This is a genomic window from Extensimonas perlucida (genome assembly GCF_007655255.1).
Lineage (GTDB): Bacteria > Pseudomonadota > Gammaproteobacteria > Burkholderiales > Burkholderiaceae_C > Extensimonas > Extensimonas perlucida.
The window spans coordinates 1-20,113 of record NZ_VMYE01000031.1; the positions used below are offsets into that span (position 1 = coordinate 1).

At 67.3% G+C, this 20,113-nt stretch carries 18 protein-coding genes and 1 pseudogene; 12 read left to right on the forward strand and 7 right to left on the reverse strand.

Translation table 11 applies throughout. The annotated features are described in order from the left end of the window. From FK527_RS17665 to FK527_RS16345, 3 genes and pseudogenes are all read left to right on the forward strand, one after another. Positions 1–125: pseudogene (locus FK527_RS17665) on the forward strand (IS481 family transposase); the annotation flags it as partial. 24 nt (positions 126–149) lie between these two features. Then, a complete protein-coding gene (locus FK527_RS16340; RefSeq protein WP_246072861.1) occupies positions 150–1,013 on the forward strand; it encodes a GGDEF domain-containing protein in 864 nt (287 codons plus the stop codon). A gap of 163 nt (positions 1,014–1,176) precedes the next feature. Continuing rightward, a complete protein-coding gene (locus FK527_RS16345) occupies positions 1,177–2,343 on the forward strand; it encodes an alpha-hydroxy acid oxidase (protein ID WP_144735647.1) in 1,167 nt (388 codons plus the stop codon). Positions 2,344–2,432: 89 nt separating this feature from the next. Here the strand turns inward: FK527_RS16345 and FK527_RS16350 are convergent, their stop codons facing one another. The 3 genes from FK527_RS16350 to FK527_RS16360 form a co-directional block, all read right to left on the reverse strand. Then, positions 2,433–2,759, reverse strand: coding sequence for a type II toxin-antitoxin system PemK/MazF family toxin (locus FK527_RS16350; protein WP_144735649.1), 327 nt, complete (start codon positions 2,757–2,759; stop codon positions 2,433–2,435). Next, entirely contained in the window at positions 2,746–2,964 is a 219-nt protein-coding gene (locus tag FK527_RS16355) for an addiction module antitoxin (protein WP_246072855.1), read from the reverse strand. The genes FK527_RS16350 and FK527_RS16355 overlap by 14 nt, the downstream gene beginning before the upstream one ends. Positions 2,965–3,098: 134 nt before the next feature. After that, entirely contained in the window at positions 3,099–4,466 is a 1,368-nt protein-coding gene (locus tag FK527_RS16360; RefSeq protein ID WP_246072857.1) for a glycerophosphodiester phosphodiesterase family protein, read from the reverse strand. A gap of 110 nt (positions 4,467–4,576) precedes the next feature. On the opposite strand from FK527_RS16360, the gene dinB reads away from it, so the two are divergent. From dinB to FK527_RS16385, 5 genes are all read left to right on the forward strand, one after another. After that, positions 4,577–5,803 carry a DNA polymerase IV gene (gene dinB, locus FK527_RS16365; RefSeq protein WP_144735653.1) on the forward strand — a complete coding sequence of 409 codons (1,227 nt, stop codon included), beginning with the start codon at positions 4,577–4,579 and terminating at the stop codon, positions 5,801–5,803. 81 nt (positions 5,804–5,884) lie between these two features. Further along, positions 5,885–7,453, forward strand: a complete 1,569-nt coding sequence (locus tag FK527_RS16370; RefSeq protein WP_144735655.1) for a methyl-accepting chemotaxis protein — start codon at positions 5,885–5,887, stop codon at positions 7,451–7,453. Between the two features lie 252 nt (positions 7,454–7,705). After that, a complete protein-coding gene (locus FK527_RS16375) occupies positions 7,706–7,960 on the forward strand; it encodes a FitA-like ribbon-helix-helix domain-containing protein (RefSeq protein ID WP_144735657.1) in 255 nt (84 codons plus the stop codon). Continuing rightward, positions 7,957–8,376, forward strand: coding sequence for a type II toxin-antitoxin system VapC family toxin (locus FK527_RS16380; protein ID WP_144735659.1), 420 nt, complete (start codon positions 7,957–7,959; stop codon positions 8,374–8,376). The genes FK527_RS16375 and FK527_RS16380 overlap by 4 nt, the downstream gene beginning before the upstream one ends. 127 nt (positions 8,377–8,503) lie before the next feature. After that, the gene (locus FK527_RS16385) at positions 8,504–10,063 is read left to right on the forward strand and encodes a methyl-accepting chemotaxis protein (protein ID WP_144735680.1); all 1,560 of its coding nucleotides are present in this window, start codon (positions 8,504–8,506) and stop codon (positions 10,061–10,063) included. 42 nt (positions 10,064–10,105) lie between these two features. On the opposite strand, the gene queF is transcribed toward FK527_RS16385, so the two are convergent. The 4 genes from queF to FK527_RS16405 are packed head-to-tail and all read right to left on the reverse strand — an operon-like array spanning position 10,106 to position 15,951. Further along, entirely contained in the window at positions 10,106–10,990 is an 885-nt protein-coding gene (gene queF, locus FK527_RS16390) for an NADPH-dependent 7-cyano-7-deazaguanine reductase QueF (protein ID WP_144735661.1), read from the reverse strand. Positions 10,991–11,049: 59 nt separating this feature from the next. After that, positions 11,050–11,907, reverse strand: a complete 858-nt coding sequence (locus tag FK527_RS16395; RefSeq protein WP_144735663.1) for a 2OG-Fe(II) oxygenase — start codon at positions 11,905–11,907, stop codon at positions 11,050–11,052. Further along, positions 11,904–12,737 (reverse strand): peroxide stress protein YaaA, encoded by an 834-nt coding sequence (gene yaaA / locus FK527_RS16400; RefSeq protein WP_144735665.1) that lies wholly within the window; start codon positions 12,735–12,737, stop codon positions 11,904–11,906. The genes FK527_RS16395 and yaaA overlap by 4 nt, the downstream gene beginning before the upstream one ends. 52 nt (positions 12,738–12,789) lie before the next feature. Then, positions 12,790–15,951 carry an Rne/Rng family ribonuclease gene (locus FK527_RS16405; protein WP_144735667.1) on the reverse strand — a complete coding sequence of 1,054 codons (3,162 nt, stop codon included), beginning with the start codon at positions 15,949–15,951 and terminating at the stop codon, positions 12,790–12,792. Positions 15,952–16,544: 593 nt separating this feature from the next. On the opposite strand from FK527_RS16405, the gene FK527_RS16410 reads away from it, so the two are divergent. From FK527_RS16410 to FK527_RS16425, 4 genes are read left to right on the forward strand one after another with little or no spacing between them, the layout of a single operon-like run. After that, a complete protein-coding gene (locus FK527_RS16410; protein WP_186298466.1) occupies positions 16,545–17,675 on the forward strand; it encodes a pseudouridine synthase in 1,131 nt (376 codons plus the stop codon). Positions 17,676–17,680: 5 nt separating this feature from the next. Continuing rightward, positions 17,681–18,403, forward strand: coding sequence for an HAD-IA family hydrolase (locus tag FK527_RS16415; protein ID WP_144735670.1), 723 nt, complete (start codon positions 17,681–17,683; stop codon positions 18,401–18,403). A 9-nt stretch (positions 18,404–18,412) separates the two neighbouring features. After that, on the forward strand, positions 18,413–18,796 hold the full coding sequence (locus tag FK527_RS16420; RefSeq protein WP_144735672.1) for a Rieske (2Fe-2S) protein: 384 nt from the start codon (positions 18,413–18,415) through the stop codon (positions 18,794–18,796). Between the two features lies 1 nt (position 18,797). Continuing rightward, complete coding sequence (locus tag FK527_RS16425; protein WP_144735674.1) at positions 18,798–19,877, forward strand: S49 family peptidase; 1,080 nt, start codon at positions 18,798–18,800, stop codon at positions 19,875–19,877. The last annotated feature ends 236 nt before the right edge of the window (positions 19,878–20,113 follow it).

The following is a 20,113-nucleotide window of genomic DNA, read 5'->3' on the forward strand; positions in this document are numbered from 1 at the left end:
ACAACCACCACTTGCCCCAATCAGCCCTGCAGAGCAAGACGCCTATGCAGGCTATGAGTGGGTGGTACGATTCATACCCTCATTTGTTCCATCGGCGGCCTTATGATCGTCCGGGACTGGACACCTACGTCAACCCCGCCGCCGAGCGCCTGACCGGCTGGCAGGCCTTTGATGCCGCACACCACGATGTCGATGAGGTCATAGGTCTGCGCGCGGCCGATGGCGCTACGCCCCGCTCCAGCCCGCTGCACCAGGCGCTGGAGGAAAAGCGCCCCATCCCCACCACGCGCGGCGTGGTGCTGCAGCGCGGCACGGGCCAGCGCTTCGATGTGGAAGAGTCGGCGAGCCTGATCACCGACCGCAAAGGCCGTGTCACGGGCGCCGTGGCCGTGCTGCGCGACGTGGGCGCGGCGCTGGCGCTGGCCGAGCGTATGGCGCACCTTGCGCAGTACGACGCGCTGACCGACCTGCCCAACCGCCTGCTGCTGCGCGACCGCGCGCAACAGGCATTCGCGCAGGCGCAGCGCGACGGCAACCTGGTGGCCGTGCTGTATCTGGATCTGGACGGTTTCAAGCAGGTCAACGACCAACTGGGCCACGACGTGGGCGACCAGCTGCTGGTGCAGTTCGCACAGCGCCTGCAGTCGGCCGTGCGCGCCACCGACACCGTGTGCCGCCTCGGCGGTGACGAATTTGTGTTGCTGCTGCCTGGCTTGGCGAACGGTCAGCAGATAGAACCGTTGGTGCGCAAGATCCTGGACGCCTGCAAGGAGCCCGTGCAGCTCGCGGGGCAGACGCTGCCGCTGCGTGTGAGCGGTGGGTTGAGCCTGTTTCCGGCGCACGGGCAAGACCTGGAAACGCTCGCGCGCCACGCCGATGAGGCCCTGTACGCCGCCAAGCGCAGCGGGCGTGAGCGCGTGTGCCTGTACGCAGGCGAAGGCGTGGAGCCTGCGCTGCTGGTGCTCGCGCCCGCACCCGGGGCCGCGAGCATGGGTGTCGTGCCGCAGAAGTAGCTTTTGAAAAGATAGCTGCTTGCGCAGTATCCATCAGTGCTAGAGGCCAATTTCTATCGAAATTCTCAGCCCTGCCGCGCCTCTCTGCCGCGCCTGCCCGCAAGGTCCGCATGTCGCACAATCGATCCCGAACGACTCCCAGCCCCATCAAAGGAGGCACCGCGTGCCCGACCTGTCCACCATCACCTGCATCGAAGACTTGCGCCGCATCGCGCGCCGCCGCGTGCCGCGCATGTTCTATGACTACGCCGACTCCGGCTCGTACACCGAGAGCACCTACCGCGCCAACGAGGCCGACTTTCAGCGCATCCTGCTGCGCCAGCGTGTGGCCGTGAATCTGGAAGGGCGCAGCACGCGCAGCACCATGCTCGGCGAGCCTGTCGCCATGCCCGTGGCGCTCGCGCCCACGGGCCTCACGGGCATGCAGCACGCCGACGGCGAAATCCTCGCCGCGCGTGCGGCCAAGGCGTTTGGCGTGCCCTTCACGCTCTCGACCATGAGCATTTGCTCGCTCGAAGACGTGGCCGAGCACACGGGGCGGCATCCGTTCTGGTTCCAGCTCTACGTGATGCGCGACCGCGACTTCATCGAGCGCCTGATTGAGCGCGCGCGCGCCGCCAACTGCTCGGCGCTGGTGCTCACGCTCGATTTGCAAATCCTCGGCCAGCGCCACAAGGACATCAAAAACGGCCTTTCCACACCGCCCAAACCCACGCTGGCCAACCTGCTCAACCTCGCCACCAAGCCGCGCTGGTGCCTGGGCATGCTGGGCACGCGCCGGCGCAGCTTCGGCAACATCGTGGGCCACGCCAAGGGCGTGGGCGACATGCGCTCGCTCGCCTCGTGGACGGCCGAGCAGTTCGACCCGCGCCTGAACTGGGCCGACGTCGAGTGGATCAAAAAGCGCTGGGGCGGCAAGCTCGTGCTCAAGGGCATCATGGACGCCGAGGACGCGCGCCTGGCCGCGCAAAGCGGGGCCGACGCGCTCATCGTGAGCAACCACGGCGGACGCCAGCTCGACGGCGCACCTTCGAGCATCCAGGCCCTGCCCGCGATCGCCGACGCCGTGGGCCAGCGCATCGAGGTCTGGATGGACGGCGGCATCCGCAGCGGCCAGGACGTGCTCAAAGCCCGCGCCCTGGGCGCGCGCGGCACGCTGATCGGGCGCAGCTTCCTCTACGGCCTGGGCGCCTTCGGCGAAGCCGGCGTGCGCCGCGCGCTCGAAATCATCCAAAAAGAACTCGACATCACCATGGCCTTTTGCGGGCGCACGCAGATCGACCAGGTCGATCACTCCATTTTGCTGCCCGGCACGTATCCAACGCCGTGAACGATCTGGCCGCCCGTGGGCGTCCGTGGCCGTCCGTGGGTGCGCTATTGCCGCGGCCGGGCATGCACCATCGTGCGCTTGGCAAAACCCTATCGGGGTAGTCCAAGATGCACTTTGATTGCGCCTTCGACGGCCTGCATATCGGCCTGAGAGAGCGTGCCCAGTTGGCGTTTCAGCCTCGACTTGTCAGCGGCCATGATCTGATCGGCCATCGCCTTGCTGTTTTGCTCTGCCACGGTAACCATGGCTTCGCCGGGATACAGCCGCCCCGTGTTGCTGGTCAATGGGATCACGACCACCCGTGCAAGATTCCGGTTCGCGGCGTCGTTGCTTACGATCACTGCGGGGCGCATCTTGCGGATTTCACTGCCCACCGCAGGATCGAACTCGACCCACCAGACCTCACCGCGCCGCATCGGTCATGTCTTGGGCAAGGGCATTGCACCATTGCGCGGCTTCGATCTCGCGGTGCTCGTCGGCTGCCATCGCCCGATAGCCTTCGTCGAGCGACTTGTCTACCACGTGAGGACGAAGCAAGTTCTCGATGAACTGGCTCATCTTGCGTGGCCCCACCAGCCGGTACAAGCCCTCGTAAACATCTTCATCGAGCGTGATCGTCATTTTTCGGTGCATATCCGCTCCTTTGCGCAAAGTACGGAGGGCATTTTATGGTGTGCGAGCAGCCCCCCGCGGGCGTGAGTTCATCGGCGCCCTCGCGCGTATCCTGGTGCTATCCCCCGTACCCCGTTGTGCCGTCAGCGCCCGACCTCCTTGAGGTACTGCTCGCGGGATTGGATGGCTGTAGGCGTGAAATCGGTGAACACACCATCCACCCCCGCGTGGAAGTAAGCCAGGTATTCGGCCATTGGGTCGCCTTTGAACACTCCGGCAAGGTACTTGGCCTCATTGCGGAAGGTGAAGACGTGCACGAAGAGCCCCAGCTTGTGGGCGTCGGCGATCAGGCTGGTGGGCGTGGCGCTGTTCACATCGGCGAGCTTGCCGCTCGGGCCACTCAGGCGCATCACTTGTGGTTTCCAGGGGCCGATGCCGTCGGCGTATTGTTTGATCCGGCCCAGGCCTGCCGGCGAGATCATGTCGCCGAAGGTGGCGGGATTGCCCGCGACGGTGTAGCTGTAAGGCCGGCCACTCACGAAGGTATACACATCGGTGCTGTCGCCGATGTAGATCATGTCGCCGGTCTTGTAGTTCACGTCGTTGCCGTCGATCAGCTGCACAGCCTTGGCCTTGAGGCCGGCGTTGCGCAGGTACAGCAGACTATCGGGGTCGAAGCTCTGGACGAACAAGGGTGCGTCCTTGCTGTTCAGGCCGTTGTCGCTGAGCACCTTGAGCACGATGTCCTCGAACGGATGGCTGGCGCCGGGAGCACCACAGCCATTGGCCTTGGCCTGCGCGTTGTTCCACAGCGGGTTTTTGGTTTCGGGGTAAATGCTGATCCTGCGCCCAGTCGATTTGGACTTGGCTTGGGCGATGTCTATGACTTCCTGCAGGCTCAGGATAGGCAGCAGGCCGTTGTAGGTGGTGGGGCGGGATTCCTTGGCGTCAAAGGTCGTGCCGTTGATACCAAATTTGCGTAGCTCAGCCAGTGTGAAATCGGTGATCGACCAGTCGCCTGTGTGGTCCTCGCCATCGACGACCAGCGAGCGCAGCACCGACGTCGGATCGGCGGGGTCGGTCAGGTCGCTCAGGTAGGCCGGGGGGCCGCCATATTTGGCGGCGTCGTATTTCACTGGCACGAGCACGCCGGGGACAGTGCGCTTGCGTGCCATCACCTCGGGGTATTTCGCCGCGACTTCGGCAATGTTGGTGTTGTCGCTGAGCCACGGGTTGTGGCGCGCGACCGGGATGCAATCCTTGGTCAGATGCACGTCGAGTTCGAGCGAGTCGCCGCCCAGATCGGCGGCTGTTTCGTATGACAGTCGCGTCTCTTCGGGGTAAAGGCCGGGGTAGCCGCGGTGCGAGATGACGAGCGGGACGCTGCCTTCCAGGGTCGGCAGCGAGGCGCCATCGTCGCCACCGCCGCAGGCCACCAGCAGCGAAGATACCGCGATCGTGCCCAGGGCCATGCGCGTCCAGCGCGAGGGGGTCGGGTTCATGTTCGTCATGGGTTCCTTCCTCCATCGTTGTCAGGAGCGGCGATGATTTCCTCGGTGTGTGAAAGCTTCTTGACAGGCGGGCACAATCGTTTGCGCACATTGCCGTGACCCAAGCCTTTATGTCTTCCCTTGACCAACGCGATGAGCGACCACAGTTCACACTCCACGACCAGGCCCCGCCCCGGCGCATCGCCCACCTGGACATGGATGCTTTTTTCGCCAGCGTGGAGCTGCTGCGCTATCCGCAGCTGCGCGGCCTGCCCGTGGTCATCGGTGGGCGGCGGCGCATGCCGCAAGAGGGCGCCAGCGCGGCCGACGCCGCCCTGCCGCTGTCAGCCTTCGAGCGGCTCCGGGATTACCAGGGCCGCGGCGTCATCACCACGGCCACCTACGCGGCGCGCGCCTTTGGCGTGGGCTCGGCCATGGGGCTCATGAAGGCTGCGCGCCTGTGCCCCGACGCCATCTTGCTGCCGGTCGATTTCGACGCCTACCGGCGCTACTCGCGCGCTTTCAAGGACGTGGTGCGCAGCTTCGCGCCGGTCATGGAAGACCGCGGCATCGACGAGGTGTATATCGACTTCACCCATGTGCCCGGCGGCCAGGAGCAGGGCGGGCGCGTGCTTGCGCTGCGCATTCAGCAGGGCATCCACGCGGCCACGGGCCTGACTTGCTCGATCGGCGTGGCGCCCAACAAGCTGCTGGCCAAGATGGCGAGCGAATTCGACAAACCCCAGGGCATTTCCATCATTTTTGCGGACGACCTGGCTACGCGCATCTGGCCCTTGCCCTGCCGCAAGATCAACGGCATAGGCCCCAAGACCGACGCGCGCCTGCAGGTACTGGGCATACACACCATCGGCGAGCTCGCGCAGCGGGACCTGGCGGCGCTGGTGCGGCACTTTGGCAAGGCCTACGGCGTTTGGCTGCACGAAGCCGCCTGGGGGCGCGACGAACGTGCTGTGGTCACCGAGAGCGAGCCCGTTTCCATGAGCCGCGAGACCACCTTCGAGCGTGACCTGCACGCGGTGCACGACCGCGCCGAGCTCGGACGCATCTTCACCGCGCTGTGCGAGCGCGTGGCTGCCGATTTGCAGCGCAAGGGTTACTGCGGCCGCACGATTGGCATCAAGCTGCGCTATGCCGACTTTCGCAGCGTCACGCGCGAGCAGACCCTCGCACTGCCCACGCAGGACGCCGCCACCATCCGCCGCGCCGCCGGCCAATGCCTGCGCCGCGTGGCGTTGACGCAACGCCTGCGCCTGCTCGGCGTGCGCGTGGGCAACCTGGTGCCGCAGAGCGAAGTCGCCCTGCAGACCGCACCCTGCGCAACCGCCGAATTGTTTTGAATTTGGGGTTGACCTTGGTCAAACCCCTGATGAGGGCATTCCGGGAATCTTGGTATGTTTTTTACAAAAACCATTCCAACCATGCGTATCAATTTGCCCGTCACCCAGCGCGAGTACGACTATCCCGGCGAGGAACTACTCATGTCCACCACGGACGCCAAAGGCCGCATCACGCATTGCAACGCGGCCTTCGTGCGCGTGAGCGGCTACGACTTTGCCGAGCTCATGGGCCAGCCGCACAACATCGTGCGCCACCCGGACATGCCGCCCGAAGCTTTCGCGGATATGTGGGCGACCCTTGGCAACGGCCGCAGCTGGAGGGGCATCGTGAAAAACCGGCGCAAGAATGGCGACCATTACTGGGTGCGCGCCTTCGTCACGCCACTCATGGAAGCTGGCAAGCCCAAGGGCTATATGTCGGTGCGCGCCAAGCCCACACATGAGGAGGTGCGTGAGGCCCAGGCGCTTTACGAGCGCATCAAGGCAGAGCGCGAAGCCGGCCGGCGCACGCTACGCCTGCACGCCGGGCGCGTGCGCCGTGTGGGCTGGCGCGACTTGCCGGGCCGCCTGCACCGCGCCACGCCCACCATGCGCATGGCGGCCATGCTGCTCGGCCTGGTTGCGCTCACGCTGCTGCCGCTGGGGCTGGGCTGGCAGGACGGCAAGCTGGTGCTGTTCCAGTTCTTTGCGCTGCTCTTGGGCGGGGGCTTTATCGTCTGGCGCTTTCATCGCAACGTGACGCAGTCGCTGCAGCAGGCCAACTTGCTCGCGCGTGACATCGCAGGTTGCGACCTCACCACCGCGTTGCAGTGGAACATGGACGCCGTGCGCACACCCATGGTCATGCTGACCGAGCGGCTGCAGCAGATCCAGATCAACCTGCGCGCGGTCGTCGGCGATGCGCGCCACGAGATCGCGGGTTTCGGCAGTATCTCTGCCGAGCTCGCGCAAGGCGCGCAAGACCTCTCGGCGCGCACCGAGGCGCAGGCCAGCAGCCTCGAAGAAACGGCCGCCGCCATGGAGCAATTGGCCAGCACCGTGCAGCAGTCCGCCGAGACCACGCAGCGCATCCAGCAGCAAAGCGAGCACAGCGCCGCACTCGCGCGCTCGGGCGGCGCAGCCGTGCAGGCCGTGGGCGCGGCGATGCAGGCCATCGAAAGTTCGGCGCGGCAGATGCAGCAGATCATCGGGGCCATAGAAGGCATCGCGTTTCAGACCAACATCCTCGCGCTCAACGCCGCCGTGGAGGCCGCACGCGCGGGCGAGCAGGGGCGAGGCTTTGCCGTCGTCGCGAGCGAGGTGCGTGCACTCGCGCAAAGCAGCGCCGCCGCGGCGCGCGAAATCCGTGCGCTGATAGGCACCTCGACCGCGCAGGTCGGCCAGGGCGCGGGCCAGATGCGCGAAGCCGATGAAGCCATCGCGCAGGTGGTGCACTCGGTGGAACAGGTGAACGCGCTGATCGGCCACGTCACCGGCGCCGCGCGCGAGCAGGCGCTGGGCATCGCGCAGGTCAACCAGGCCGTGAACGACATGGACAGGGTGACGCAGCAAAACGCCGCCCTGGTCGAAGAATCCGCCGCCGCCGCCACGGCCATGAACGGCAACGCCGGGATACTCGGGCGTACGCTCGCGGTGTTCAGGCTCGCGTGACCAGTTCGGGGTCTGAGCGCTGCGCGCTAAGCCGTACCCAAAGTGCCGTTGGACAAGGTATGGCAGCCTGCGCCGTCCGGGCTGAAGCAGGGCGCGGCCCCGCTGCGGGCGTTGACGGAAACCAGGAAGGCAAAATGCCAGAACACAGGCAAGAGCGCGGCCCCTGATGAACCCAAATTGCAAAAGCAAATTGCGGGAATGATTGCATTCGGCTAAAGTGCAAGACATTCCATCACAAAGAGGTTTTGCAATATGCCTTCCGTTACCGTCCGAAATGTGCCCGAGGAGGTGCATCGCGCGATCCGCGTGCGGGCCGCCAGACACGGTCGCAGCATCGAGGCCGAAATGCGCGACATCCTGGAGTCCGCGGTCAAGCCACAGGGTCGGGTGGAGCTCGGCTCGTTGCTGGCCGAGATCGGCCGCAAAGTCAGGCTGACCGATGAAGAGTTCGCCATCTTCGAGAGCGCACGCGACAAAACCCCGGCCCGTGCCGCGAATTTCGAATGATCCTGCTCGATACCAACGTGGTGTCGGAGCCGCTGCGCCCAGCGCCAGAGGCCCGCGTCATCGAATGGCTCGACGCGCAAGCGCTGGAGACACTCTACCTGTCGGCAATGACCGTGGCCGAGCTGCGCGCCGGTGTGGCGCTGCTGCCGGCTGGCAAGCGCCGCGCGGCGCTGCATGAGAATCTGGAAAAGAACGTGCTGCCTCTGTTCCTCGGGCGCGTGCTGCCGTTCGATCTGGCCTGCACGCAGGCCTATGCCGAGTTGCTGATAAAGGTGCGCAAGGCTGGCAGCGGCATCGAAACGGCGGATGCCTGCATTGCAGCGGTGGCCGTCGCCAACGGGTTGGCCGTTGCCACACGCGACACGGCTCCCTTTCAGGGCGCTGGGCTAAGCGTCATCAACCCTTGGCTGGCGTGAGTCGCTTGCGCTGCTGCAAATGTGCATGCGGGTTTTTTCGCAAGGGGCATGTGACCGTTTGTAATAATGCAGCCATCCCTTGTCCCATTTCCCTCGCGCCTCTGCCAGGGATGTTCCCGAGATCGGCATGCGCCTCAATCTACCCGTCACAGCCCAGGAATACGAATTCCCCGCCGATACCATGCTGGTGTCCACCACCGACACCAAGGGCGTCATCACGCACTGCAATGCGGCGTTTCGGGAAACCAGCGGTTATAGCTACGACGAACTCATCGGGCAGCCGCACAACCTGATTCGCCACCCCGACATGCCGCCTCAGGCATTTCGCGACATGTGGCAGACCATAGGGCGCGGCCAGACCTGGACGGGGCTCGTGAAAAACCGGCGTAAGAACGGCGATTTTTACTGGGTGCGCGCCAACATCACGCCCATCATGCAAGGGGATAAGCCGCGCGGCTACATGTCGGTGCGCACCAAGCCCAGCCGCGAAGAGGTGCGCCAGGCCGAGGCGCTGTACGCGCAGTTGCGCCGCGATGCCGAGCAGGGGCGCACGGGGCTGCGGCTGCAGCAGGGGCGCGTGCTCCAGCCCGGTGTGCGCGGCCTTTGGCAACGCCTGCGCTGGCTGCCGCCCGCCTATGGCCTGGGTGCGCTGCTGCTCGCCGTGACGGCGTTCGCCATGCTGCCTTTCATCCTCGGCGCCAGCGGTGCCTGGGCCTGGGGCGGTGTGCTTGCCCTGCTGCTGGCGGGCCATGCCGCGGTGCTCGCCTGGTTCCAGGCGCGCATCGTCGGCGGTTTGCGGCGCGCGGCAGCGTTTGCGCGTGACATTGCGGCTTGCAACTTGGCGGCACGGCTTGATGGCTCCGATTTTGCGCCGGCGCTGCATGACTTGCTGCGTAATCTGCAGCAGATTCAGACCAATCTGCGGGCGGTGGTCGGTGACGTGCGCAGCGAAATCCAGGGTTTTTTGCAGACCGCCGAAAGCATGGCGCAGGCTGGGCAGGACTTGTATGCGCGCACCGAGGCCCAGGCCAGCAGCCTCGAAGAAACGGCCGCCACCATGCAGCAGCTTTCGGGCACGGTGCACCAGGCGGCCGACATGGCCAGCCAGGTAGCGCAGGACGGCGCGCAGAGCGCCGCGCTCGCCCAGCGCGGCGGGCAGGCCGTGCAGCAGGTGGGGCAGACCATGCAGGCGATCGAGCAGTTCTCGCGCCGCATCAGCGAGATCGTCGCCGTGATCGAGGGCATCGCCTTCCAGACCAACTTGCTCGCGCTCAACGCGGCCGTCGAAGCGGCGCGTGCCGGCGCGCAGGGGCGCGGTTTTGCCGTCGTGGCGAGCGAGGTGCGTGCGCTCGCGCAGCGCAGCGCAGAGGCAGCCAAGGACATACGCACCCTGATCGCATCTTCGGTGTCGCAGGTCAGCGGCGGCAGCCAGCAAATGGCGCAGGCGCAGCAAATGATTGCCGCCGCAGTGGCGGCGGTCGAGCGCCTGAGTGCACTGGTGCGCAGCATCAGCGAAGCCACGCAAGAGCAGTCGCGCGGCATAGACCAGGTCAACGAGGCCGTGGTGCAGCTCGAGGCCGTGACCCAGCAAAACGCCGCGCTGGCCGAGCAGACCGCCTCTTCGGCCGAGGAACTCGAGGCGCACTCGCAAATGCTCGCGCGCTCGGTGGAAGTGTTCCGCTTGTAACTTGGCGCGTGGCCGCCCGGCCGCGCCCTGGTGGCCGCAGCGCTACTGCCGCGCCGTGCGCATGTTTGCCGGCGGCCGCTGCGGGTGGCTGGTGCGCCAGGGGTTGATGTCGAGCCCGCCGCGGCGCGTGTAGCGGGCATAGACGCTGAGCTGCGTCGGCCGGCAGCGCGTCCAGATATCCATGAAGATGCGCTCCACGCAGTGCTCGTGAAAGCCGCTGTGCTGGCGAAAGCTCACGAGGTAGCGCAGCAGGCCCTCCTGGTTGATCGGCGCGCCGCTGTAGCGAATCTGCACGCTGCCCCAGTCGGGCTGGCCCGTGACCGGGCAGTTGCTCTTGAGCAGGCGGCTCGTGAGCACTTCATCATGCACGGCCGGCTCGCCCGCCTGCACGCTGAGCAGCTCGGGCGCGGGCTGGTAGTGCGTGCATTCGACATCGAGCCGGTCCAGGTTCAGTCCGTCGAGTTCGTGGATGGTTTGCTGGTCGAACTGCTCGGGCAGCAGCAGCTTCACGCCGATACTGCCGGGCGTATCGGCGCCGCGCCACAGCGCTGCGGTCAGGTCGGCGCGCAGGCGCGCCTGCACTTCGGTGGCGTCCGCAAAGCGCGTCTGGCTGAAGCTGCCCAGGTAGAGCTTGAGCGATTTGCTTTCGAGGATGTGCGGCGTCTCGCACGGAATCATGAAGTGCGCGAGCGCCACCTGCGGCTTGCCGCGTGGGTTGAGCCACGAGAGCTCATAGGCCGTCCACAGGTCGGCGCCGAAAAAGGGCGGCGCGGCCGTGATGCCGAGCTCGGCCCGCTGCGCCGCGCGCGCTATCGGAAACAGCAGCGCCGGGTCGTACTGGTCGGCGTAGGCGACGGCCTTGCCTAGCGGCGAGTGCTGCGGTGACGGGCTGGGCGAATGCGCGGATGCGGGATCGTGGAGGGACATCGAACTTCTATCAAAAGAGGAGCTGCTTGCGCTTGATACACCTTCGCAAAAGGCCTATTTCATTCAAATTTTCCGGCGCGCAGCCACTTGGTGGCGATCCACTTTTCGCCCGCGATCACGGGGGTGCCCGTGTGCAGGCTGCCGCTGGAGGGGTGCGCGCGCTCGTAACTGAAGAACACGGCGTTGCCGCGTTGCGCCGCGACTTCGAGGTGCATGCCCGGAAAGCTCGTGGCGCCGCCTTTTTCGGGCGTGTTGAGATAGAGCACCAGCGTGCCCACGCGCTGGCCGCCGCGCGCGAGCAGCGTGGGCGTGCCGGGTGCGTCGGGGTCGAAGTAGTCGTAGTGCGGCTTGTATTCGGCGCCGGGGCGGTAGTGCAGCACCTGCAGGCCCTCGCCGTTTTCGACGGGCCAGCGCAGCAGGCGCGCGATGCGCTGCTCTATGCGCTGCAGCAGCGGGCTTTCGCCGCGCTGAAAGAACATGCCTTCGCTCGTGCGGTCGTCGTTGACCTCCTGCCCGCCCGTGGCCGTGGCCACGGTGAGCGAGCGCGCCAGGCGCGGACGCGCGGCTTCGATGAGCGCGTCGCACTCCTCGGGCGCGAGCAGGTCGCCGAACACCACGATGCGTGGATGGCCGATGGCGAGCAGCACGCGCACCTGGCGGTCACCCACGTCGATCAGCGTGGGTGCGTCGGCCAGATCGGGCTCGGGCACGGCGCTCGCGGGCGGCAGCCCCTGCGCGACGGCAGCGGCGTCGAGGTGCGCGCGCAGCGTCTGCTCGAGCGCTTCGGCGGCCAGGTCTTCGTCCCAGCCGGCTTGCTGCATGGCTTGCAGCAGTGAAGGGGCGCTGCAACCGGCCTCGGCCTGCGCGACGATCCACCGGCGCAGCTCGGGCGTGATGGTCTGGGCGCGGCGGTTCATGCGTGGCCTGCGGGATGTTCGCGCCGGAACACGAGACGCTCGGCGCTCGAGGCTGCGCGCGCAAAGGCGTAGCCCTCGAGCGCAAAACCTTCGAGACCCGCGGGCGTGGTGATGCGCTGCGTGATGGCGTAGCGCGCCATGAGCCCGCGTGCGCGCTTGGCGTAAAAGCTGATGATCTTGTAGCCGCCGCCCTTGAAGTCCTCGAACACGCAGTCGATCACGCGCGCGCGCAGCGCCTTGCGATCCACGGCCTTGAAATACTCTTGCGAGGCCAGGTTGACGACGATGCGCTCCTCGTGTCCTTGTGCCTCCTGCCCTTGTGATTGCGACGCAGCTTGCTCCTGCGCCTGTAGCGCGGCGTTCAGGTAGTCGGCGATGCGCGTGCCCCAGAACTGGTACAGGTTTGCGCCCGCGGTGGTGGCCAGCGGCGTGCCCATTTCGAGGCGGTAGGGCAGCATGCAGTCGAGCGGGCGCAGCACGCCGTACAGGCCGCTCAGGATCACGAGGTGCTGCTGCGCCCAGTCCAGGTCGGCCGCGCCGAGCGTGCGCGCTTGCAGCCCTTCGTACACGTCACCATTGAACGCCAGCAGCGCCTGGCGCCCTTGCGATGGGGTGCACTGCGGCTGCCAGGCCTGGTAGCGCGCGACGTTGAGCGCTGCGAGCTTGTCGCTCAGGCCCATGAGCGAGGCGATTTCTTGCGGCGACTTGCGGCGCAGCACCTCGATGAGCTGCGCCGCCTGTGCAGTGAAGGGCGGCTCGGTGCACGGCAGTTGCGCCGGCACGGGGGTGTCGAAGTCCAGGGTTTTGGCGGGTGAGAGCAAAAACAGCATGGCAAAGCCCCTTGGGGAATGGCGGCGTGCAGCGTAGCACGTGGGGCTGGCGTCAGGCGCGCGGCTCCTCGAACGGCAGGCGCAGCGCGGCCAGGTCGCGCCGCGTTTCCACGAGCACCAGCGGGCCTTCATCGGGCAGCACAGCGGCGGGGCGCGCGCGTGGCACGCGGATGGGCGCGGGCTCGGCGGCGATCGCGGCTTGCACGGCGGCCACCTTGGCAGGGTCCGAGTTCACCCATTGCAGGCCCGCCTGGGTGGCGATTTGCTGCAGCTCCTGCAAGGGCAGGGCAAAGCGCGGCGCCTGCGCGCCTGGCGCGCCCGGTGCTGTCGCAGTGACGGGCGTGGCAGCCGGCGCGGCTGCGCTGGTTGCCATGGCTTCGGCGGCGGGGGTGGCGGCGGGCGCCAGGGCTGCTGCGGCCGCTTCGGGGGCGAGCGCCGCGGGCTGCGCAGGCGCAGGCGCCTCGGCTGCGGCTTCAGTCACAGCTTCGCTCTGTGGTGCAGCGGCGTAAGTCTGGTCGAAGTAGCTGCGGCGCGCGGGCCCCTGCTCGGTGGGCACTGCAGCGTGCTCGGCGGCTGGCGCAGCTTGCGCGCTGGCGGCCTGCGGCACCTCGGCTGGGGTGCCGGGCAGGGTGTCGAACTCCAGCAGCACCGGCGCTTGGTCCGCTGCAGGGGTGGGCGCGGCCTCCTCGGCAGTGGTGCTGTCAGCCTCGGCGCGCGGCGTGCGGCTGCGCCGGTCGCGGCCGTAGCGGTCGCGCGAGCGGCGTTCGCGGCGCTCTTCGCCGCCTGCGGCTGCGCCGTTTTCTTCTGCCGTGGGCTGCGCAGCGGCAGCGCCGGGCGCGACTGCGCTGCCGCTCAGGTCGAGGTCGGGCAGCAGTTCGAGCGGCATGGTTTCGGCAAAACCGGAGACGGGCACTTCACTCTCGGCACTGCCCTCGGGCGCCTGGGCGGTGCGCAGGGCGCGCTCGCCGCGGTCAGGGCGTTCACCGCGTTCCCGGCGGCCTGCGCCCTCGCGCTCCCGGCGCGGTGCGCGTTCGCCGCGTGGCGCCAATGCCGGGGCTTCGGCGCCGGTGTCGCGGGCTTCGGCGGGGGCTGCGGTGGGGACGGCAGCGCCTTCGCCGGGAGTGCCGGCACGCGCCTCGGAATCGCGGCGGCCGCGGCCACGGCCTCGGCCGGTGGGGGCTTCGCCAGCGGGTTTTCCTGCCTCAGGTTTGTCTATGCCTGGCCTTTCGCTGCCCGCTTCGGCGCGGCGGCTGCGTGCTTCGGCGGCGTTTGGGCTGGCCTGGGCGGTGTCGCGTTGCGCGCCATTGCCCTGGCCATTGCCGGAGCCGCTGCGCTCACCGCGCCGGTTGCGCCCGTCGGCGCGGCCTGCGCGCCGGGGCTCTGCGGCGGGCGTGGCTGCGGCGGGGGGCGCCACGGGGACCGGGGCCGGCGTCGGTGGTGTGGCCGGTGCCAGCGGGGCCAGGCCCAGCAGGCGCTTGATCCAGGCAAAGAAACCGCGTTCCTGCGGCACGGGCGGGGGAGCGACCGGGGCGGCGGGCGCCGGCGGCACCGGTGGCACGGCAGGGGCCGTGCTGCGCGAGGCGGCGGGGCGCGGCGCGGCTGCGGGCGCGGGCATGTCGGGCAGCACGCCCTTGATGACCGGGGTTTGCCGGTTCGTGGGCTCTTGCGAGCGGCGCGTCACGGCCGTGGGGTCTTCGACTTCTTCGGCGAGCTCATAGCTGGGCTCGATCTGATCGAGGCGCGGGTCGTCGTGCTTGAGGCGTTCGAGCTTGTAGTTCGGCGTCTCCAGCCCTTTGTTGGGCACGATGAGCACGCTCACGCGCTGCTTGAGCTCGATTTTGGTGATTTCGGGGCGTTTTTCGTTGAGCAGGAAGCTCGCCACCTCCACGGGCACCTGGCAGCGCACGGCGGCGGTGTTGTCCTTCATCGATTCTTCTTGAATGATGCGCAGGATCTGCAGCGCCGAGCTCTCGGTGTCGCGCACATGCCCCGAGCCGCCGCAGCGCGGGCAGGGGATGGACACGCCCTCGGAGAGGGCCGGCTTGAGGCGTTGGCGGCTCATTTCCATCAGGCCGAACTTGCTGATGGTGCCGAACTGCACGCGCGCGCGGTCCTGGCGCAAGGCGTCGCGCAGGCGGTTTTCGACTTCACGCCGGTTCTTGGCCTCGTCCATGTCGATGAAGTCGATCACGATCAGCCCGCCCAGGTCGCGCAGGCGCATCTGGCGCGCCACCTCATCGGCGGCTTCGAGGTTGGTGCGCGTGGCGGTTTCCTCGATGTCGCCGCCCCTGATCGCGCGCGCCGAGTTCACGTCGACGGACACCAGCGCCTCGGTGTGGTCGATCACGATCGCGCCGCCGCTGGGCAGCTGCACGGTGCGCGCGTAGGCAGATTCGATCTGGTGCTCGATCTGGAAGCGCGAAAACAGCGCCGCGTCGTCGCGGTAGCGCTTGACGCGCGCCGCGTACTCGGGCATCACGTGCGCCATGAACTGCTGCGCCTGCTCGTAGATATCGTCGGTGTCGATGAGGATTTCACCGATGTCGTGGCTGAAGTAGTCGCGGATCGCGCGGATCACCAGGCTCGATTCCTGGTAGATCAGGAACGCGCCCTTGCCGCCCTTGGCGGCGCTTTCGATCGCGCTCCAGAGCTTGAGCAGGTAGTTCAAGTCCCACTGCAGCTCGGCGGCGCTGCGGCCTATGCCGGCGGTGCGCGCGATGATGCTCATGCCCTTGGGGTATTCGAGCTGGTCCATCGCATCTTTGAGCTCGGCGCGGTCTTCGCCCTCGATGCGGCGCGACACGCCGCCGCCGCGCGGGTTGTTGGGCATGAGCACCACATAGCGCCCGGCCAGGCTGATGAAGGTCGTGAGCGCCGCGCCCTTGTTGCCGCGCTCTTCCTTTTCGACCTGGATCAGCAGCTCCTGCCCTTCCTTGATCACGTCGTTGATGCGCGCCTGGCTGACAGACACCCCTTCGGCAAAGTATTGGCGCGAGATTTCCTTGAACGGCAAGAAGCCGTGGCGCTCCTCGCCGTAATCGACGAAGCAGGCCTCGAGCGAGGGTTCGACGCGCGTGACCACGGCTTTGTAGATGTTGCCCTTGCGCTGCTCGCGCCCTTCGATCTCGATTTCGTAGTCGAGCAGTTTCTGGCCATCGACGATCGCCAGGCGGCGCTCTTCGGGCTGCGTGGCGTTGATGAGCATCCGTTTCATGATGCGTGTCCTTCTTGTTGTTGGTGCGGGCAGCGGCTTGGCAGCATGTACGCTGCGTGGGGCCGCTGCCCGCGGGGGTCCAAATCAATGAATGCTCTGCCCTGCAGAGCTGCAAATGCCTGGACTGACGCATCGAAACGGAGGAAATGGCCAAAGCAGCCGCAAGCCCGCCGGGACCGATTGGTTCCGCTTGCGGCGCGCGCGACAGGGGCGTGGGGATGGGGCGAGCAGGGATTGCCTGGCAGGCTGGTTTGCTGCGTCAGTGATAGCTTCAAGCGCAGGCTGCGCCTTGGCTGGAACCACTTTTTGTGCCAGAAACTGGGGCGTGGGCCAGTGCCAGAGCACGCTCCACAAGGCCATCAGCAACCACATTGCTCGCTTTGATCCGCCGGCACAGGCTGTGAGGAGCTTGTGCCGGCTTGGGGATTCCATTGTTGGGGTTTCGATTCGTCGGTCCGCAGCGTGCTGCGCGGGCCATCGCAGACGGCTGGCCTGCAATGTGCGCACGACGCCCGCTGGCATCGACCTGCCTGCGCGTGCGGGGTTGACAGGGTCGGCTAAACTCGATCCAAATCAACCACTTACACGTACAGGTGAAACGAATTATAGGGGCCAAAGCGAATTCGCCGGCGCCGGCGGCGCGAACGGCCGCAGCGTCCCCGGTGGCGCGCGTGCACGCGCGGCCCGGAGCGCCCGAAGTGCGCACGCTGCAGGTCGATGAAGAATCCACGGGCCAGCGGCTCGACAATTTTTTGCTGCGCCAGCTCAAGGGCGTGCCCAAAACGCATGTCTATCGCATCATCCGCAGCGGCGAGGTGCGCGTGAACAAGGGCCGTGCGCGCGCCGATACGCGCGTGCAGGCGGGCGACGCGGTGCGCCTGCCGCCGGTGCGCGTGGCCGCGCGCGCCGCTGGCCTTGGCACCGGCCCCGAGGCCGACGCGCAGGCCGCGGCGCATGTGCCACCGCGCCACTTCCCCATTCTTTTCGAAGACGAGCAGCTGATCGCGCTCGACAAGCCCGCGGGCGTGGCCGTGCATGGCGGCAGCGGCGTGAGCTTTGGCGTGATCGAGCAATTGCGCCGCGCGCGGCCCGAGGCGCGCTTTCTGGAGCTCGTGCACCGGCTCGACCGCGAGACCTCGGGCATCCTGCTCGTAGCCAAAAAGCGTTCGGCGCTCACGCGGCTGCAAGACCAGTTCCGCGGCCGCGCCACGGGCAAGACCTACCTCGCGCTGGTCACGGGCGTGTGGCCCGCGAACAAGAGGGTGATCGATCTGCCGCTGCACAAATATCTGTTGCCGGGTGCATCGGGTGCATCGGGCGCGCCGGGCCAGGCTGGGCAAGGCGGCAGCGCGGGCGAGCGGCGCGTGCGCATCGCGCGCGCCGACGATCCGCAGGGCCAGCGCGCGATCACGCTGGTGCAGGTGCGCAGCGCGCTGCCCGCGCGGCCCGCGCAGGGCCTGCCCGCGATGACGCTGCTCGAAGTGACCATCAAGACCGGGCGCACGCACCAGATCCGCGTGCACCTCGCCAGCCAGGGCCACCCCATCGCGGGCGACGACAAATACGGCGACTTCGAGCTCAACAAGCGCCTCGCGCGGCTCGGGCTCAAGCGCATGTTCTTGCACGCCTGGCGGTTAGAGTTCAGCCACCCGGCCACGGACGCGCCCGTGCGCCTGCATGCCGAGCTGCCGCCCGAGCTGGCCGGCTTTTTGCCCACCGAGTGAAACCCATGCCTACCTCTGCACCTGCTGCGCCTGCTGCGTCCGCTGCGTCCGCTGCGCCTCCCGCCGCCGAGCGCCCGCGCCGCTTCGACCTGATCGCCTTCGACTGGGACGGCACCCTGTTCGACTCCACCGCCATCATCGTGCGCTGCCTGCAGGAGGCCGTGCGCGACGTGGGCGGCCCGGTGCCTGCAGACCAGGACGCCGCCTATGTGATCGGCATGGGCCTGCCCGAAGCGCTCGCGCACCTCACGCCCGGCCTGCCGCCTGCGGCCTACCCCGAGCTGAACCGGCGCTACCGCTACCATTACGTGCGCCACCAGAATGACATCAGCCTGTTCGACGGCGTGCTGCCCATGCTCGAGCAGCTGCGCGCGCGCGGGCATTGGCTGGCCGTGGCCACGGGCAAGAGCCGCCGCGGGCTCGACGAGGCGCTGCAGGCCGCCGCGCTGCGCGCGCTGTTCCACGCCACGCGCACCGCCGACGAAACCGCCGGCAAGCCGCACCCGCTGATGCTGCACGAGCTCATGGCCGAGCTTGGCGTCGCACCCGAGCGCGTGCTCATGGTCGGCGACACCACGCACGACCTGCAAATGGCGCAGAACGCGGGCTGCGCCGGCGTGGGCGTGGCCTACGGCGCGCACGATCCGCAAGCCTTCGCCACGCTGCAGCCGCTGTACGTCGCGCCCTCGGTGGCGCAGCTGCATGGCTGGCTGCTGCAGTCGGCCTGATGCCTGGCCATGAGCAGCGCACCTGCCGCATCCGCCGCGATCCCGCTGTGCCGTAGCAGCGAACTGCAAGAGCGCGGCCTGGCCGTGCCCTTCGACGTGGTCTATGGCGGCCAGACCTGCCGCGCCTTCGCCATCCGCTTCGAGGGCCAGGTGCATGCCTACCTGAACCGCTGCACGCACATCGCGATGGAGATGGACTACCAGCCCAACCGTTTTTTCGACGCGAGCGGCCAGTGGCTGCTGTGCGCCACGCACGGCGCCGCCTACGCGCCCGCGAGCGGCGCCTGCGCCGGCGGGCCCTGCCGCGGCGGGCTGGTGAAAATCGCCGTCACCGAAGCAGACGGCATGGTGCACTGGCATACTGCCCACAATCTCCGCCCCGCCGAGTTCTGACATGACCGACCCCGCCGCCCCACAGCCCCCCGAAGCCCCCCGAGAACCTGAGCAAAATATGCCTCCAACGCCCAATCCATGGGCGCAAGAAGCTCCTAATACAGAAGCAAACGCGGCGCCGCGCCGGGCCTCGTTCGAGACGTCGCCACAAGAGCCCGGCTGGGAGCGCGCCGTGCTCGAAAAACTTGCCTTCGCCACGCTCGAAGAACAGCGCCGCGCGCGCCGCTGGAAGGTGTTTTTTCGCTTCGCCTGGCTGGCGGTAGTGCTGGTCATAGGCGCAGTCGTGTTCTACGAAAACACGCCCGGCGCAGACGTCATCAAACCCCACACCGCGCTGGTCGAGATCAAGGGCGAAATCGCCGCCGACATGCCCGCCAACGCCGACGACATCGTGGACAGCATGCGCAGCGCCTTCGAGGACGAGGGTGCCAAGGCGCTCGTGCTGCGCATCGATTCGCCCGGCGGCAGCCCTGTGCAGGCCGGCATCATCAACGACGAAATCGTGCGCCTGCGCGCCAAATACCAAAAACCCGTGTACGTCGTGGTGGGCGAGACCTGCGCCTCGGCCGCGTACTACATCGCCTCAGCCGCCGACGAAATCTACGTTGATAAAGCCAGCATCGTGGGCAGCATAGGCGTGCTCATGGACGGCTTTGGCTTCACGGGCGCTATGGAAAAGCTGGGCGTCGAGCGCCGCCTGCTCACCGCGGGCGAGAACAAGGGTTTTCTCGACCCCTTCAGCCCGCAGACCGAAAAGCAGCGCGAATACGCCCAGGCCATGCTCAACCAGATTCACCAGCAGTTCATCAGCGTGGTCAAGGCCGGCCGCGGCGAGCGCCTCAAGCCCACGCCCGAGACCTTCAGCGGCCTGTTCTGGACCGGCCAGCAGGCCGTGGACATGGGCCTTGCCGACCACTACGGCAACCTCGACTACGTGGCGCGCGAGGTCGTCAAGGCCGAAGACGTCATCGACTACACGCACCACGAAAACGTGGCCGAGCGGCTGGCCAAGAAGTTCGGCGCCGCCATGGGGCAGGGCACGGTAGCCGCCTTGCGCGCGGGGCTGCCGGCGCTGCGGTGAGGGGGCCTCGCCATATGCAGGAAAGGCGTGCAGGTGCCATCCGCTTCGCCATTCTGGCCCCATGAAAGTCCATGAGGTTTTGGCGCTGCTGAAAAAAGATGGCTGGTATCAGTCTTTTCCAAATCAGGTATGAGCCTGAAGCCCCCGCAAAAAGCAGCGAGGCGCAACGAGTCGAATCGTTGTAGACGTCGGCAGTGTATTGGAGATTTTTCTCACCATCGTGGAGGGCTGTGGGC